Annotated in this window: 21 protein-coding genes; 9 read left to right on the top strand and 12 right to left on the bottom strand. The window is 39.6% G+C overall.

Going from position 1 to position 16,343, the window contains the following annotated elements; genetic code table 11:
* The first annotated feature begins 347 nt into the window (after window positions 1-347).
* The 4 genes from K7A41_RS01910 to K7A41_RS01895 are packed head-to-tail and all read left to right on the top strand — an operon-like array spanning window position 348 to window position 2,483.
* Window positions 348-764, top strand: a complete 417-nt coding sequence (locus K7A41_RS01910) for a MarR family winged helix-turn-helix transcriptional regulator (RefSeq protein WP_265712361.1) — start codon at window positions 348-350, stop codon at window positions 762-764.
* A 13-nt stretch (window positions 765-777) separates the two neighbouring features.
* Entirely contained in the window at window positions 778-1,122 is a 345-nt protein-coding gene (locus tag K7A41_RS01905) for a GIY-YIG nuclease family protein (RefSeq protein WP_265712360.1), read from the top strand.
* A gap of 1 nt (window position 1,123) precedes the next feature.
* The gene (locus K7A41_RS01900) at window positions 1,124-1,546 is read left to right on the top strand and encodes a hypothetical protein (protein WP_265712359.1); all 423 of its coding nucleotides are present in this window, start codon (window positions 1,124-1,126) and stop codon (window positions 1,544-1,546) included.
* 10 nt (window positions 1,547-1,556) lie between these two features.
* Window positions 1,557-2,483, top strand: coding sequence for an alpha/beta fold hydrolase (locus K7A41_RS01895; RefSeq protein ID WP_265712358.1), 927 nt, complete (start codon window positions 1,557-1,559; stop codon window positions 2,481-2,483).
* On the opposite strand, the gene K7A41_RS01890 is transcribed toward K7A41_RS01895, so the two are convergent.
* The 10 genes from K7A41_RS01890 to K7A41_RS01845 all read right to left on the bottom strand — a co-directional run bounded on the left by K7A41_RS01890 (window position 2,453) and on the right by K7A41_RS01845 (window position 10,307).
* Window positions 2,453-3,025, bottom strand: coding sequence for a hypothetical protein (locus tag K7A41_RS01890; protein WP_265712357.1), 573 nt, complete (start codon window positions 3,023-3,025; stop codon window positions 2,453-2,455). The genes K7A41_RS01895 and K7A41_RS01890 overlap by 31 nt on opposite strands.
* On the bottom strand, window positions 3,022-3,390 hold the full coding sequence (locus K7A41_RS01885) for a hypothetical protein (protein ID WP_265712356.1): 369 nt from the start codon (window positions 3,388-3,390) through the stop codon (window positions 3,022-3,024). The genes K7A41_RS01890 and K7A41_RS01885 overlap by 4 nt, the downstream gene beginning before the upstream one ends.
* On the bottom strand, window positions 3,383-3,823 hold the full coding sequence (locus tag K7A41_RS01880; RefSeq protein WP_265712355.1) for a PaaI family thioesterase: 441 nt from the start codon (window positions 3,821-3,823) through the stop codon (window positions 3,383-3,385). The genes K7A41_RS01885 and K7A41_RS01880 overlap by 8 nt, the downstream gene beginning before the upstream one ends.
* Before the next feature lie 68 nt (window positions 3,824-3,891).
* Entirely contained in the window at window positions 3,892-4,419 is a 528-nt protein-coding gene (locus K7A41_RS01875) for a DinB family protein (protein WP_265712354.1), read from the bottom strand.
* Between the two features lie 41 nt (window positions 4,420-4,460).
* Window positions 4,461-5,324 (bottom strand): class I SAM-dependent methyltransferase, encoded by an 864-nt coding sequence (locus K7A41_RS01870; RefSeq protein WP_265712353.1) that lies wholly within the window; start codon window positions 5,322-5,324, stop codon window positions 4,461-4,463.
* 10 nt (window positions 5,325-5,334) lie between these two features.
* Complete coding sequence (locus K7A41_RS01865; protein ID WP_265712352.1) at window positions 5,335-5,790, bottom strand: VOC family protein; 456 nt, start codon at window positions 5,788-5,790, stop codon at window positions 5,335-5,337.
* A gap of 189 nt (window positions 5,791-5,979) precedes the next feature.
* Entirely contained in the window at window positions 5,980-7,383 is a 1,404-nt protein-coding gene (lpdA, locus tag K7A41_RS01860) for a dihydrolipoyl dehydrogenase (RefSeq protein ID WP_265712351.1), read from the bottom strand.
* A 69-nt stretch (window positions 7,384-7,452) separates the two neighbouring features.
* On the bottom strand, window positions 7,453-8,049 hold the full coding sequence (locus K7A41_RS01855) for a TetR/AcrR family transcriptional regulator (protein ID WP_265712350.1): 597 nt from the start codon (window positions 8,047-8,049) through the stop codon (window positions 7,453-7,455).
* A gap of 224 nt (window positions 8,050-8,273) precedes the next feature.
* Complete coding sequence (locus K7A41_RS01850) at window positions 8,274-9,479, bottom strand: MFS transporter (RefSeq protein ID WP_265712349.1); 1,206 nt, start codon at window positions 9,477-9,479, stop codon at window positions 8,274-8,276.
* 102 nt (window positions 9,480-9,581) lie between these two features.
* Entirely contained in the window at window positions 9,582-10,307 is a 726-nt protein-coding gene (locus K7A41_RS01845) for an SDR family NAD(P)-dependent oxidoreductase (RefSeq protein WP_265712348.1), read from the bottom strand.
* A gap of 120 nt (window positions 10,308-10,427) precedes the next feature.
* On the opposite strand from K7A41_RS01845, the gene K7A41_RS01840 reads away from it, so the two are divergent.
* From K7A41_RS01840 to K7A41_RS01825, 4 genes are all read left to right on the top strand, one after another.
* Complete coding sequence (locus K7A41_RS01840) at window positions 10,428-11,834, top strand: PLP-dependent aminotransferase family protein (RefSeq protein ID WP_265712347.1); 1,407 nt, start codon at window positions 10,428-10,430, stop codon at window positions 11,832-11,834.
* Between the two features lie 81 nt (window positions 11,835-11,915).
* Entirely contained in the window at window positions 11,916-12,236 is a 321-nt protein-coding gene (locus tag K7A41_RS01835; RefSeq protein ID WP_265712346.1) for a DMT family transporter, read from the top strand.
* Between the two features lie 30 nt (window positions 12,237-12,266).
* The gene (locus K7A41_RS01830) at window positions 12,267-12,788 is read left to right on the top strand and encodes an N-acetyltransferase (RefSeq protein ID WP_265712345.1); all 522 of its coding nucleotides are present in this window, start codon (window positions 12,267-12,269) and stop codon (window positions 12,786-12,788) included.
* A gap of 9 nt (window positions 12,789-12,797) precedes the next feature.
* The gene (locus K7A41_RS01825) at window positions 12,798-13,466 is read left to right on the top strand and encodes an HAD family hydrolase (protein WP_265712344.1); all 669 of its coding nucleotides are present in this window, start codon (window positions 12,798-12,800) and stop codon (window positions 13,464-13,466) included.
* A gap of 172 nt (window positions 13,467-13,638) precedes the next feature.
* On the opposite strand, the gene K7A41_RS01820 is transcribed toward K7A41_RS01825, so the two are convergent.
* The gene (locus K7A41_RS01820; RefSeq protein WP_265712343.1) at window positions 13,639-14,244 is read right to left on the bottom strand and encodes a hypothetical protein; all 606 of its coding nucleotides are present in this window, start codon (window positions 14,242-14,244) and stop codon (window positions 13,639-13,641) included.
* A gap of 286 nt (window positions 14,245-14,530) precedes the next feature.
* Entirely contained in the window at window positions 14,531-14,929 is a 399-nt protein-coding gene (locus K7A41_RS01815; protein WP_265712342.1) for a hypothetical protein, read from the bottom strand.
* A 748-nt stretch (window positions 14,930-15,677) separates the two neighbouring features.
* Between K7A41_RS01815 and K7A41_RS01810 the strand changes: the two genes are divergently transcribed.
* Entirely contained in the window at window positions 15,678-16,325 is a 648-nt protein-coding gene (locus tag K7A41_RS01810) for a hypothetical protein (RefSeq protein ID WP_265712341.1), read from the top strand.
* Window positions 16,326-16,343: the final 18 nt, after the last annotated feature.

Genomic DNA, 16,343 nt, shown 5'->3' with positions numbered 1-16,343 from the left:
TTCGGTCTTTCTGCCTTCTTCGCCCTCTTTGAGTGCTCGAACAATCTGGCTTTCTGTAAAACGTGTTTTTTTCATTTTATTACTTAAATCTAAACATTTATGTCCAGTTTTAAGCTGTTTGATTTTTTGGGACACTTACATCAGAATTGTCCAAAGTGTGTTCTAAATGGACATAAAGTGCAAAAGATAATGAAATAACAAAGTGGATTTGCAGTAAAAGTGAGCCCGCATGTTATACAGTATAGGTTGAGTAATTAAAGTGATTTAGATTATATGCTATTGCAAGAATAACCAAAATGTCTATATTTGCAATATACTTGACTAATCAAGTATATTGCAAATATAAAATGAAAGAAATAAGTACAATTCTGAATATTTTAAAAGTTCAATCTGTCATTACAAAGAAGTTTGATGGTTTAAGTCTGCATGGTATTAGCCTTACCGACTATTTGATTCTGTATATATTAAATAATGCCCCTGGTAACCGTCTAAAAAGAATTGATCTTGCTGAAAATACGGGTTTAACTGCCTCTGGCATTACGCGTATTATTTTACCAATGGAAAAGATGGGGCTTGTTGAGAAAGAAAATAGCGATAGAGACGCCAGGGTGAGCTATGTAAAACTCACTTCTGCCGGAGAAAGAATTTTTACGGAAGCTACCATTACGGCAGAATACATATCCAAAAAGTTGTTAGAGGGGATTGTAACGGAAGACTTGAGTATTTTTGCTGGACAATTGAAGACTTTGGGCGGTGATCTTTAATGGAATGAATGATATGGACAAAAAGTACAGAAAGAAATTAAACGCTGAGTTTTTAGAAATGAGACCGTTAATGGGTGTATTAACGATTCTGAATAATGCGGAAAATAAAATATTTATTAAAGAGAGTATTAATTTAGGAGCGCTTACCAACAGAATCCGGTTTGAACTGAACAACGGACAATTTGATAACAGGAGCTTACAGGACGATTGGAACCGGCTAGGAGAGGAGATTTTCGTTTTTGAAAATGCAATCATTGTTCCATGGGAGGAGAACAACATCATTGCCTATAAAAAGAAGGCGCTGAAAGCTTGCAATGATCTGAAGGAGGAGCAAAGTAGAACAAAAAGTTTATACTGATATGGGAAGCAAAACCTATTTATATCCCACCGATGAAGCCGGCCGGGATCTTATGTTAAAAAATATTCAAGGAGCAATTGTCAATTTAAATCTGATACATTTAAAGGAAATTGCCGATTATTCTGAGTTTCCTGAAATTGCACCTGCCGGTGAAATTTCGGGTTACGAAGCTTTTATGCTCTACATAGACCTTGCTAAACCTTTTGTAGAGCAGGGTGGCGGGGAGATTCTTTTCATTGGAAAAGGAGACCGCTTTTTGATAGGTCCTCAGGATGAGCAGTGGGATATATGTATGCTGATTAAACAAAAGAGTGTATCGGATTTTTTTGCGTTCGAGCAGAATCCGGATTATATGAAAATTGCCGGACATCGCTCAGCTGCTATATTGGATTCCAGACTTCTACCTTTAGAAATTGCCTTGTAGTAAATTATTTATGGGATATATTGAGTTAAAAAATGCTACCATCTATTATGAAGAATTTGGAGCTGAAAACAATGAAACTATAGTACTGGTCAGTGGCTTAAACACACAAATGACCCGTTGGGAACTTCCATTTTGTAGTAAGCTTGTAGAAGAAGGATTTCGCGTGATCTGCTTTGACAACAGAGACTGTGGAAAAAGTACCTTTAACCCATATGATAGCAACGACAGCTATAGTTCTTCCTTGAATGATTTTCTACAGTATCCAGAAAAATTTCCTGCTCCTTATTCTTTATTCGATATGGCAGATGATATAAAAGATTTGCTAGATTCACTTGGCATCCGGAGCGCAAATATTGTCGGGCGTTCAATGGGTGGCATCATAGCACAGCTATTCGTATCACGACATCCGGCTATGGCTCAGACGCTGACTTTATTGATGTCTTCAAGTTTTAATCCGGCTCTTCCGAAGCCTGATGATGCATTGGTAAAAAAAATGACCAGCCCACCTGTTACTTTCAAAGATAACCGGGAAGCTTATCTGAAAGAAAAAATAGACTTTATGAAAGCTATTTATGGCAGCGGATATATCCTCAACGAGGAAAAGGAGCAGGCGCTAATTATTGAAGATGAAATCCGACAATCGTCTTCGGTAAGACCTTATCGTCAAATAGTCGCCCTTGCAACTTATATATATAATCCAAATGTTCTCATTGGTATTCAGGTGCCTACAATAGTTATACACGGAGGTGAAGATCCATTGTTTAATATCGAACATGCAGTTGATTTAAAAAATACTATTCCTTACTGTGATCTGATCATCAAAAAAGGTCTGGGACACGCCTTACCGGATTCCCTGTTTCCGTCACTGGTGAAAGATATTTCAAATTTTATTGTCAAAAATCATTATCAAACTTTAAGTAGCAATGGTGCAATATAGGGTTTTGGAGTCCATTGCCATTGATTATGAGATCTCTCAATAAACCCTATCCCCGGCCATGGAAGGTGGGACGCACAAACCAGAGACTTCTGCTTATGACATTGTTCCAGTATATTTCTTCGGGTGTTGATTCCCAAAGAAAAATCAGCATCCCATTGTGTACCCCAAACCGGATTAGAGATCAGCACGGGACTATGAACCAGATCAACCAGATGCGTAATACATAGCTTACCCGAATACACCGTAAATATGATGTGTCCGGGAGTATGTCCAGGAGCTGCCTGCGTTTTAATACAGGAAAATAATTCATCACCTGCATCAAATATTTCTAAACGGTGGGTAATGGCTCCTAATATATGCTTAACCAGTGAAACAGACGCATGCCCAAACTCAGGTCTCCGGCTGTTGGGGAAATTCGGCTGCTTTGCAAACCAAAATTCCAGTTCAGTCCGTGAGATATAGAATCTTGCATTTGGAAATACCAAATTATCATCTTCGGTTAATATGCCGCCAATATGATCACGATGAGCGTGCGTTATCAATACATCGGAAATATCACTGGCTCTGAACCCGGCACTTTCCAGGCTATAAAGTAATTTTCCTGCATTTTTTTATCATAAAATCCTTCTCCTGTATCTACAAGTATTAATTGTTCATTCTTTCGGATAAGCATTACATTAATAGGAGCTTCGTAGATATCGGCAGGTAAATGCAGTCGGTTGAGCTCATTTTGAAGGTCTGCAGGTGCTGCATCCGTTGCAATAATGGGTTGATATGATCCTATATCAAAATATCCATCAGAAAGAATATAGATTTCCAGATTATCAAATGGAATCTTGAGATGACTGTAGTTTGTTTGCGTGCCAAAAAGTGAATAGAGTAGGGCTTTAAAGACTGATTTATTCATGAAAGATTGTATAAGGTTGTAATTGAGAATTATACCGAAAAATATCGCATTGATAATGACTTAAGTTTTTTCCGCTATGTAGGGGTGATGCTTTGGCAGTGAGTATATCCCCGAAAACGGGCCGGTAAAAATTGATTTTCAATTCTACCGATGTAAAGGTTTCGCCTCCCTGAATAAGGGTCGAATGTGCAGTTCCGATGGCTGCGTCTGCCAGTTCACAAAGCAGGCCACCGTGAATGGTTCCCTGTTGGTTACTGTGCAGTTCTTTTGTTGTATTGATCTGTACAGTAGCTGTACCTAAACCAACTTCCATGATGTTCATGCCCAATGTTTTTGATATTGGTGTCGGATAATGCATGTACGTATGCATGTCGTCGGTCGTTTCACTTTTTATCAATTTATTTAGGAAATCTAGTATTGATAGTTTTGTCATATACGCAGTTATTATATTTATGCAAATAAACCAATCGGTCTTTTTGTTGCTAAAAAAATTATATGTTTTCAATGCTTCATTATAGACTGTATGGCGTACACATGGTGCAAATCATGTTCCGCAACAAAATGCATCAGGTCAATGATATTCATTGGCTGTTGTAACCTCGGATGCATACTTGTCTTCAACAACTCTTCTCCACTCAATTTTCGAAGCATTGCAATTGTTTTCTCTCTTTCGCTGACCAGGTGCTTAATAAGCTCTTCAACCGGCATATTGTTGAAAGAAGACTGATCGGTTGCTGTATTGTTTAAATCGGCAGGGGACATATCCGGTTTTCCTTCCTTTATATCTCTAAAACGGATTCGCCATAGATCTTCTAAGAGGATTAAATGCCCTATATTCTCATTGACAGACCATTTACCTCCCATTTTGCGGGTTGAGACTTCCGCAGGACAACTTTTTAGCAGCTTTTTTAAAACAGTGGGAAAATGTTCAAGTCGTTTTAAAAATTCGTCAAAATATTCCGAACTCGTGTTTGAATCAAATTGTCGATCGAACCATCTGACAAATGATTGTGGCTTTACTTCTTTCATTAATATCAATTTATAGGTTATTACTGTTGATCCATGCTTTCTCAGGTATTATCCACTCGTCTAATTGCCGCTGGTCCGTATTTAGGCTGGGATTCATCTACAAGATGCTTTTTTGAGGCTGTCAATGCATACACCATAGGGATTTTGTCTCCCAGATGAGTAATTCTGAACTTACCAGGTTCAAATTCAGCTGAATTATTGAAATTATTGTATGGCGAATAATCAAATTCTTCAATAGAATTCAGTTCTAAACCATTTTGCATCAGACTACTTATTACTTCGGCCAAGCCGTGGTTCCAGCCAATTGATTTGACTTCAAATTCTGCTTTTTTATCTGCATAAGTTCCTTTTTCAGTTTCTATAATGGCCCCGGAATTAAAATATCTGTATTCAATCTTTTTAAACGCCGAATCAAACATCCAGACAACCGGATGAAATTCTACAAAAACAAATGTACCACCCGGTTTCAGGAATTTCGATATGATCTTTGCCCACCGATCCAGATCCGGAAGCCAGCCGATGGTCCCATAACTGGTAAAGACAAGATCAAACTCACGATCCAGATGATTGGGCAGATCATAAACATCGCTGCAGATAAAAGTTGTTGAAACATTACTCTGTTTTGCCAGTTCCCGTGCACGATCTATCGCTACATCCGAAAGATCAACGCCGACTACGTCCGCTCCGAGGCGACCTAAAGATATACTGTCCTGTCCGAAATGGCACTGTAAGTGCAATACGGATTTGCCTGTCAAATTTCCAAGTAACTTAAGCTCTATATCTTTTAATGAATTTTTCCCCTTCAAAAAGGCATCCAGATTATAAAATTCAGAATTGATATGAGCTTCTGTTCTGATATTCCACGAATCTCTGTTTATTTCCAAATAGTTGTCTTCTACATTCATATGTATTTATCTAATGGGATGAATTGATTTTTTGCCATTCCTCGTAGCTGAGTACGCCAAGTTCTGGCTGACTTTTGCCGTTTAGAATATGAATAAATTCCAGCTGATTTCCGTCTGGATCGTCAAAATAAAGAGCAAGTGCCGGCATCCAGGCAAAAACCATTGGTTCATTGCTGCCATTTTTGAGAAAATTATACGCCTTTAATCCCTTTTTATCTAAAAAAGTATTTGCATCTTTTAGAATAAAATCTTTGGAACAGCTGAATGCAAAATGTCTTGTCTGGAGATTAACCTGTTGTTCCCAAAGTCCAAGCATTGCCTTTTTATTTTCTCCGATCCAAAGAAACGCAATTGGCCTGGTTTCATCATAGTGTGCAAGCTGTAGACCCAATATTTGGGTATAGAACTGAACTGCGTTTTCCAAGTCACTTACTTGAATATGTGTCTCATATAATCCTTCAATCATTTTTATATATTTTACTATTAATAATTATAGTTTTAATAATGACGACTATTCCATCTTAGCATATGAATAATCGGATAATCGTTATCTGAGCCATCCTTTTCAGATCTCCCTGCTTTTTTGAACCCTAATTTTTCATAAAATCCGATAGCCTGATAATTTTGCTCATTGACGCCAATAACTCCAAATATATTAAATATTCAATGATGGTCTTCCTGATGCTATTGTATAAGCCTCTTTCATCACTTCGGAATAAGTTGGGTGTGCATAACTCATTGTCGCCATACCATTCGCGGTGACTTCATATTCCAGCGCTACAACAGCCTGTGCAATCAGGTCCGCCGCGCGGGCGCCGATGATATGCACACCTAAAAGTTCACCGTATTTCGGATCGGAAAGAACCTTTACAAAACCTTCCGTTTCCATTCCCGCTCTGGCTCTGGCATTCACGGCAAAAGGAAATTTACCAATATTATATTCCACTCCTTGTTTTTTTAATTGCTCTTCGGTAGCGCCTACAGAAGCCACTTCGGGCCAGGTGTACACTACCGAAGGGATACGGTCGTAATTGATATGAGGTTGCTGACCATTGATTCTTTCCACTACGAACACTGCTTCTTCCTCTGCTTTATGAGCCAGCATTGCGCCGCCGATGACGTCTCCAATCGCATAAATGTTTGGGACTGTTGTCTGCAGCCATTCATTGACTTTCACCGTACCATTGTTATTCAATTCCACGCTGGTGTTTTCCAGACCCAGACCGGTTACGTAAGGTTTTCTGCCGACAGCAACCAGAATATAGTCGGTGGTTAGATCTTGTTCTTCTCCTTGTTTATTTTTGAAATAAACCTTAGCTGTGTCGCCAAGATTTTCAGCTTTGTAGACAGCCTGCTGAAGTTTGATTTCCACGCCTTCTTTGGATAATATCTTCGTTAAAGCCTTTCCTAATTCACTGTCCATCGTCGCAATAAGATTATCAGCATATTCTAAGATAGTTACTTTGGTTCCGATTCTGTTAAATATGGAAGCCATTTCCACACCGATTACGCCGCCGCCAATAATCACGATGCTCGCGGGTCTTTCCTGCAATTTCAGCGCTTCGGTAGAAGTGATTATCCTTTTTCTGTCGACGGTAATGCCGGGAATTGTGGACGGTTTGGACCCTGTGGCAATAATGAACTTATCTGAATTAATAACCATTTCAGTATGATCATCGTGTACAATTTTTAAACTTTCATTATTGACAAAAGAACCTGAGCCGTGGAAAACCGTGATCTTATTTTTTCTCATCAGGAAATCCAGACCTTGCGTGTTTTTGGTCACTACCTCGCTTTTCCGTTTAAAAAGCTGTTCGACATTGAGCCGGAGATCCGAATATTCAATGCCATGTGCTCCAAAACTGCTGCGTGCATCTGCATAATGATGCGTGCTGTCCAGCAACGCTTTTGTAGGAATGCAACCTACATTGGTACAGGTGCCACCCAGTGTATTATACTTTTCAATGATGGCTGTTTTATAACCTAATTGAGCGCTTCTGATGGCTGCTACATATCCGCCGGGACCTGAGCCTATTACGGTAATATCAAATGTTTCCATTTTACTGTTTAAATATTTCTAATTGTCTAAAAAAAATAAACCGATTGGTCTTTTTTAAATCAAAAAAAATTATACTTTCAAATTCCTGATCAATTTTTCTAAAAAAGACATCGCTATATTCAGCTCTGTCATACGGTTGCTGACCTTTGCCTGCATAAACGCACCTTCGATCATTGAAATCATTACTACTGCAATCTCGGTCGGATCGGTATCTGCTTTTATTTCGTTTCTTTCGATACCACGTTTGATTTGATTTTCTATGGAAGTTTTCCAAAAATCAAGGGCTTTTTGTACACGTTTCTGGAGTGAGGGGTGGGTATCATCAGCCTCAGTAGCAGTATTTAAAATCGGGCAGCCCGCCTGTAAATACGGATACCTGAGATAGTTTTTGTACGTATGAGGATAAACCAGCAATCTTTCAATTGAATTTTCACTTGCTAAAATACGATCTTTCATATGCTGGGTTACCTTACTAAAATTGTAGTCAAAAACACTTAATGCAATCTCATCCTTATTCTCGAAATTGCCATAGATGCAACCTTTAGAAAGGCCGGTAGCGCTCATTACATCATTTATCGATGTGCCAGCATAGCCTTTTACATTAAAAACTGATGCTGTTTTTTCGATAATTAAACGTTTGGTATTTTCGGATTTAGTTGTTTTCATCCAGCATGAATTTTAATATGGCATAAAAGTACAAAAAAAATAAAACAATCGGTCTTTTTTTGTCACATCATTTTTCGCCGTTCGGTCTTATCTAAAATGATAACAGGCTGCTTTTCGCAATGCGTTGTCCAGGAGGCTGTAAGTTTGATCTGTAAGTAAAAGAAGCCACATAATTACATATGGCTTCCTTGTAAATTTTGACCGGGTAGCTTGTGCATGATGAGCTATTTTTCATTTTTGAAGACAAAGATGGATATCACTGCCCCCAGAACAGCACATGAGCCAAAGACCTGAAAGCTTTCATTGATGCCGATATTTATGATGAGGCTTAAGATCAGGCTCCCCAATCCGTACCCCATAAACATCACAAACGCAAAAAGACCAATAGCAACGCCCTTTCGCTCAGATAAGGTCGTGATTATTGCAGCGAAAAGAGGATGGGTCATGTCAAAGGCAAGCGATAGGGTAGCGACCAAAAGGCAGGAGAGAGGCAATGGTAAGTGCATGGCCAGCAAAAGGGTGGAAAGTGCTCCAATTGTTATTCCGATAGGAATGATTTTATTCCTACCGTACCTGTCTGCCATCTTTCCTATCATTGGTCCCAGGAGCAGACCAGGAATCCCATATCCCAATAATGCTAATCCGACGCCTTTTTCGTCCAGGTGGTAGTTGCTGAAAAAATAATATCCGGTCCATGCAAATATTCCACTATGAAACATAGAATTGAACAATACAAAACTGTATGTCCGTTGTCCTCTGGGCAACTTTAGGATGTTGTAGTAGTCGGTGATCATATTTTTGAGCTTTGCTGCGGTTTGTTTTTTCTGAAGGAAACTTCTTCGGTTGAAAAGCAGTACGACAAGGATAAGCAGTCCCATTCCGGCAACTATGCAAAAAAGTGCCCGCCATCCGACAAAGGCAGTCAGCAGCGCGCCTGTGCTGGATCCAAATGCTGTTCCTGCCGCCATGAATCCAAAAAACAAACCTAGGGCATGTCCTCTTTTCTCGTACGGAAAGCGGTCTCCGATCCAACCAATCGTCGTTGGTGCCACCCCGCCGGCAACCAGCCCTGTGAACAGCCTTAGAAGAATCAACTGATCAATACTTTCTGCCAGACCCGTAAAGGCAGTAATTAATATGAACCCCGACAATGAAAAAATTATGACCTTAAAGCGCCCATATAGATCTGAAAGAGGTGCGTAGATCAGGGTTGAAATTCCATAGCTCAGCAGATATGCAGGTTCGATAAAACTGACGTGCCGCACCGATACCCGAAAAAGTCCTGAAAGATGGGGAAGTATCGGAGCCACCATGAACCCCTGAAAGAAGATAATGAATGTGCCCAAAGAAAGTATCGCAACTAATGTAAAGGAAGGGATCTCCAAGGATGTTGACGCAGCATTTTTGCTGATGTTATGATATGTGTTCATTGTATTGTCCGTTTGCGCGGGAAAATCTGAGTATAATTTATTAAGGCAATTTGGAACAGCTTTTCAGCTATTTAATCTTTTTACAAGGCATTATGTGGCAGTCTACCACGGTAGCTGTCCATGCTTGCTTACAAACTGTCCTGTAGGACCGGATTTATCGAGCGTAGCATATTTCAGGATAAGCTTTGCTGCATCCGAAACATCTCCGGTACCTTTGAACCCATTGAATTCAGTGGCAGTGTATCCAGGATCTACAGCGTTAACCCTAAATGCGGAGTCCCTCAATTGGTAGGCAAGCATGACCGTAAATGCATTCAGTGCTGTTTTTGAAGGGCCATAACCGGCATCCTTAAATTCATAGAATTCCCACTCCTGATTATCGTGCAGCGTGAGAGAGGCCAGTTCGCTGGACACATTTACGATACGTGGATTTTCTGAATTTTTCAGCAGTGGCATCATTGCCTGTGTCAGACGGATCGCACCAAAAAGATTGGTATCAAAAATATCCTTTATGATATCTATATCTACCGTAGCGGGCGGTTGTGGCTGCTGACCACGTATACCGGCATTATTTATCAATGCATCTAAAGATGGACTGTACTGCAGCATGTTCTGGTATGCATCGTTTAAACTCTGCGGGTCCCTGATATCAAATGCAACCGCTATAATGTTGTCATAACCTGCGTTTCGTAGTTCTTCTGCGGCTTTTAGTCCATTTTCGTAGTTGCGGCTTCCAAGGAAAACTGTATAGCCAATTTTCGAAAACTGTTTGGCAGTTTCCAGTCCGATTCCTCTGTTTGCTCCACTGATAAGTACTGTTTTCATCATGATTCTATAATGTTAAAAGGAGTTGATTTTTTTATCTGTTATCTTCTACATATCCGGATCAAAATTATAAAAGTTATATTCGCAGTACAGGTACAGTTCAAATCAAAACAATCAATACAGATGAGAAGCTACAAGTTTGAGTTGTTCACCAATGAAATTGAGAAAAGTATTCGGGAAGGTGTTTTCAAACCCGGACACAAGCTGCCGTCGGTCAGGGAAATTAAGGAAAAATATCAGCTCAGTTCCAGCACAGTACAGATGGGCTATGAGCATTTAATACTTAATGGATCTGTGGAAAGTATTCCAAAATCCGGCTATTATGTTTGCAGCAATAAACAGAATAAGTTTGAACCCCTAAAAACCGGGCATAAGCTCGTGGTCAGAGATGCGACATTCAGCAATCATTTGGCACTTACAACTTCTCTTCGGTCGGGACGCAAGATTTCTGAATTTAACGTAGCTGCTCCCGGAAATCTTATCATTCCACAAAAGTTATTGCTTCGGACCATGCAACAGGTGATCAGAGAGCATGGGGCGGGTCTATTACGTTATTATCCTGCCAGTGGATTGAGTTCATTAAAGGAAAATATTGTCGCGCGCGCAGTATCTTACCAGACAAGGCTAAACAGTGAGGAGCTGATTATCACTGATGGTGCGTTGCAGGCACTATACATATCGCTCGTCGCAACTTGTGAGCCAGGAGATGTGATCGCCCTGGAAAGTCCCAGTGTTTTTTCCGTACTTGAAGTTGTTAGAGTGCTGAAACTTAGGGTTGTCGAGGTTCCCGTCGATCCGTTTATTGGCTTTGATGTAGACTTTTTCAGAAAAGCCTGTGAAAAAAATAAGATAAAGGCAGTTGTCGTCACGCCGAATTTTCATAATCCTACCGGAACACTATTATGCGTCGAGCAGAAAAGGATGCTGCTCAATATTGCACAGAAGCATAATGTAGCTGTAGTGGAGAATGATATCTACGGAGATATTTATTTTCAGGGGCAGAGACCCTCTACGATCAGGAGTTTTGATGATAGCGGACTAGTGTTGACTTATTCATCCTTTGCGAAAACACTGGCGCCCGGGATCAGACTAGGGTGGCTGAGTTCGGGAAAATTTATGGAACGTACCGAACAGATAAAATTTGCCCTTGGAAGTTCCGTTTCCCCCCTCTATCAGGAAACAGTCAGCCGGCTCATTCAGGGCAGCAGTTACGACCGCCATGTGCGATCATTTCGCATGCTATTGGCAAAAAACGCCCACTTTGCCATTAATCTGCTATCTACCCACTTTCCAGAAAATATGTGTATCGCAGCACCGCAAGGTGGCTATAATCTCTGGATCAGAATGCCCGAAAATACAGATATGAAATTTTTTTATGAGCAGTGTGAAAAGATCGGTGTTCGTTTTACACCGGGGTATACCTTTTCGTTTTCTTCAGCCTTTGACCAATATTTCAGGCTTGTTTTTGCCGATACGTTTTCCCCGAAACGGATAGAGGCTATCCGCTTGCTCGGTCAGCGTTTAAGATAGATCCTGTACCGGTCTTATTTGAGAGAACTGTACTGCCCAGTACTGGCTGGCTTCAGTATTTTTGTGAAAAATATTGTGCATATGAGATGGATAATTTTAATTACGGCTGGAATCTTCGAGGTTCTTTTTGCTTTCTGTCTGGGTAAAGTCCGTCTTGCTGCCGGTGTCCATTTTTATTTGTGGATAGGAGCCTTTCTAATCTGCATGTCCTTAAGTTTACTGCTTTTGTATGAAGCAATAAAGATATTGCCATTAAGCACTGCTTATGCTGTATGGACAGGAATCGGAACAGCAGGTACTGTATTGCTTGGGGTATTGGTGCTCAAAGAACCTATTACTGCAAGCAGGATATTTTTTCTGCTGTTGCTGTTCGTATCCATCATAGGCTTAAAGCTTAATTAACAGACCATAAATTTGTTTAAATTTTTAAAAATGAATATAATTTCAAAATTTGCTTTAGCAACAGATGAGTCTACGGATACTCTGTTGAATCTGATCATTGAACTGGCATCCGAAAAATTTGGTCCGAAACTGGAAACCCAGCAATTGAACGAATTTATCGAGAAATATTATAACCGCAAGTATTTTGTTAGTGAGATGAACAGTATGTCCAACCAGTGGATTATGGTATATGTCGACAATCAGGCTGTGGGTTATGCGCGGGTTACTTCTAGGGGGAAAGTTCCACCGGCAGTCGATAATATGCGCGCGGTACGTATAGGTGATTTCTCAATCCTTGAAAAATTTAGAGATTCCCAGATCATGGAGTCTTTATATGATAAGTGCATTTCATTGTGCAGGTTTGTGGATGCGATCTGGATCAACGAATACATTGATAATCCGTTCATCGAATTTTTTGAAAGCAAAGGCTTTATAAAGCAACCCGAAATGTATGAACTGGACGATATCGGTCTACCGTCCAGCTGTCTGATCTTTAAAAATAGATCACATTAAAAAAGTGAAATGATAGAAGCAGTGATCTTTGATATGGACGGTGTGTTGATCGATTCGGAGCCATTCTGGCTGGCGGCAGAACGGGAAGTTTTTGGATCCCTTGGGATTATTGTTACTGAGGAGCAGTCATCAATAACAAGCCGAATGACCACCAGAGAAGTTACCCAATACTGGTTTGCCATACAACCCTGGCTGGAGAGAAGTTTGGCTGATGTCGAACATCATGTTATTATGAGGGTTGCAGAGCTTGTTGATCTTTATGGTGAAATAATGCCCGGGGTTGAACAGACTCTGAACTACTTTAAGCAGGAAGGATATAAAATTGGTCTTGCGACAAATTCTCCGGGAATTTTGGTACCTAGAATTCTTAAAAAAATAGGAATTGAGGGCTATTTTAGCAGTATTCTCACAGCAGATTCTGTTAATATAGGAAAACCTGATCCCCGGATATACCTGAAGTCTGCATCTTCCCTTTCTGTAAGCCCTTCCAAATGCCTGGTGTTTGAAGATTCCAAGGGAGGAGTTATGGCCGCTGTAAATGCAGGAATGGCAGTGATCGCTGTTTCCGGGAAATACACAGATATTCATGGCAATTTTGATCAGGCCGATAGATGGATAAGTAATCTACTTGATTTTTGTCCAGAATATATCGAGATAATAAATAGAAGGTTCAGTTAATCAATTCTGCAGACCATACTCTCAAAGGCTGTCGAATCAGACCGTACAGCAGATCATTTGTCCAGTCGATTTGACTTGTTTTAAACCGTTTCTTCTAAACATGTTCTAGATTATTATTTAAATATAATTGTAGTACTATAATTGATATGATCACTTTTTATCATAGCTTATACTAATTAGATTCTATTTTGGGTATTTCATCTTTATCTTTATACGGCAGTTTATATATCGGGTTGGAATAATTATAATACCTCCAAAATGCTACAGGATTTATCGAAAACAGTCGATATAACGTAGTATCGCTAGGTAGTACGTTTGCCTTTTTCAAATATTGATCCCATCTCTGAGTAACCCCTTCAAAATCTTCAGCACTGGGAGCCATGATATAAAAATCACCTGAACTGTTAGCGAATTCGTAATGGTATGTATCAATGAGCCAATCGCATAGACCTCTGAACGGCGGCAAATTGGCCAGGCCGACTATTAATTCTTCTAATTCCATAATATACTGTTCTGTATCTTTTTCAAGCCTATCTTCTTGCTCTCCAAAACCAACCATGTCGATTGGCAAGTTGTGTATTTCAGCAATAAATTCGGAAAAATCATTATTTCTTTTGACATAAGCAACAACATCTTTCCCAATTCTATGTAATTGACCATGAGCTTCATTTCTTGTTGTCTTATTTGAGCCTTTGTCCATCTTATACGTAGGGACGTTAGTTTGAGCAAGGATACCTTTTAAAAACTTAATGTGTTGTTCTATCTTTTCTCTTGTCATATGGCTAATTGTTTAAACCCAAATATACTCCAACCGTACCAAAAACGCAATACTACCCATTGACAAATAAAATGTCTACAATGTTTGAAAATTTAATTGACTGCTAACAGTACAGCGCGCAATACTTTTGAAATCTCCCAGCATCGTGTGATGTTTGGGGGATAAAAAAAATCCCTCGGTTTGGAGGGGATTTTAGTATACAGTTATTATTAATTTACTTTTGTATGTGTTTATTTATAAAAATGGTATGCCAAGTTACTTTCAACGATTTAATTTCGGCAATTTTTTAAGGATTGAGTACATCGAAAATATCTTGGTCATAAAAAGATATTGATACAATTTCGCATATACTAATTATAACGTCTGTTTCTAAATCTGACACATCTGTTCCTTTTCCATTCTCAATAAATCTTGAATAAGCAGTTAAATAGTGGGAGGTAAACTCTAACTTCTTTTGCTCGTTTCTATATCCACTTAGGGCAGGGATTATTCTAAGGTAATTTGATTGAGAGGGAATTGGCAATTCTTTCACCCATCCGATATAGAATTTGTCATTTTTAAGAGATATTAAGGAAAGCCTGTTTTCTTTAAAAGACCGTGACGCTAATAGTTCAAATTCATTACCAATATCCTTTATAGCTCTATAAATTTCTTTCTTCTTGTTTAGGAACAAATTACTTATCATAACTAGCATAATAGTCAAGACGAAACTAATTAATACTGTACCTGAATACGGAGTGGTCTTTAAGAAAAGCTTTTATAAGATTGGTGATTGCCAAGGGTATTAAGAATTTTCAATTCAGTATGGTAATTTAAAATGCGAATTTAAAGATAGAGGAAATCGTATATACCATTGTCAAAAATTTATGACAATTATTAATATGTAACAAAGCTCCCGACCAAAAGCAATTTAATAACTCCGATTTATCAAGTAAAAAAGCTAATTATTCTTGCTACAACTATATTTGATTTCGTTTCTGTTTCGTATGAGGAATTGCGTAACAGAAATTGGCAGTATCCTCTTAAAAGTTCAGGTGGTCGGAAAGCCACGAGGTAATGATGCTTTGGACAAGGTTAAGTATCCTTTTACAAATTGTTAGAAGGATGGGGATTAGGGATGGCTGCTATTAATTTAGCAAGCCCGCAGGAGAGTGCTTTTGACATTTAAGTTGGACATTTACGAGTCTAATCAGTTCTGCAGACCATACTCTTAAAGACTGTCGAATCAGACTGTACAACAGGTCATTTGTACAGTCGATTCGCCACCATTCACTGGGATATAGTCACCTTCGATAACTTGTCTGGCTTTTTTTGATTTAATTTTCATGGTTTTCGTGGATGTCTCTTGGCGGCCTAACAGTTAATTTTGTAATAAAAGCTGGGTAAAGCAGCTCACGTTCCTTAGCACGGCAGTGTAAAAGAAATAAAGCGTTATGAGATATTTAACTATGAAATACAGCAAAAAAGCGATCATCCTTTCGCTATTGATTGCAACGATGGCCTGCGGCAAATCGCAAGATTCCCGGGATTACCAGCAGACGTTCAACGAACGCATGAATAAACAGGCTTATCTTGGTCATACCGAGTCGACCATGTATTTACATGGCTACGATCGCTTAACACCTGTAAAAGGAAAGGGCTCTTTCAGTATAGATAAAATAAAAGGCGACAGCTCCACATTAGTACTTTTAATGGAACTATCTGACCAAGACGGATTTTCTTTTGCTATTCCGGGGAAGCAAACCGGCCGTGCCTGGCAGTTTACGGCTGAATCGGGCAAGGTTTCCATTGCCGAGAACGGGGAAGTCAATGGATCGATGACTGCCAGTGCCAAAAAGATCATGTGGAAGGGGCGTCTTTTCGATGACAAGCTGGTGTTGGACGTCAAAATTAAATACCTTAAAGCCGGCGGCGGTGTACCCGCAGAATCTATCTTAGATACGCATTTTGAGCTGCTTAGATCAGGAAGCCAACAGGGTGGAAACGGACAGCAGGGCTGTACCATTGTGTGGGAATCACGGCCGGTGTTCAATGTCTATTCGGGAGGTGTAGACCTGATATATGTACCGGTATGCCACTGAATGTTTGCGCTGTCCTAC

Origin of the sequence: Sphingobacterium sp. InxBP1, from assembly GCF_026191775.1 — a bacterium.
GTDB lineage: Bacteria > Bacteroidota > Bacteroidia > Sphingobacteriales > Sphingobacteriaceae > Sphingobacterium > Sphingobacterium thalpophilum.
Note: the sequence above shows the minus strand (reverse complement) of the source record. Positions and strands in the feature narration are given on the sequence as shown.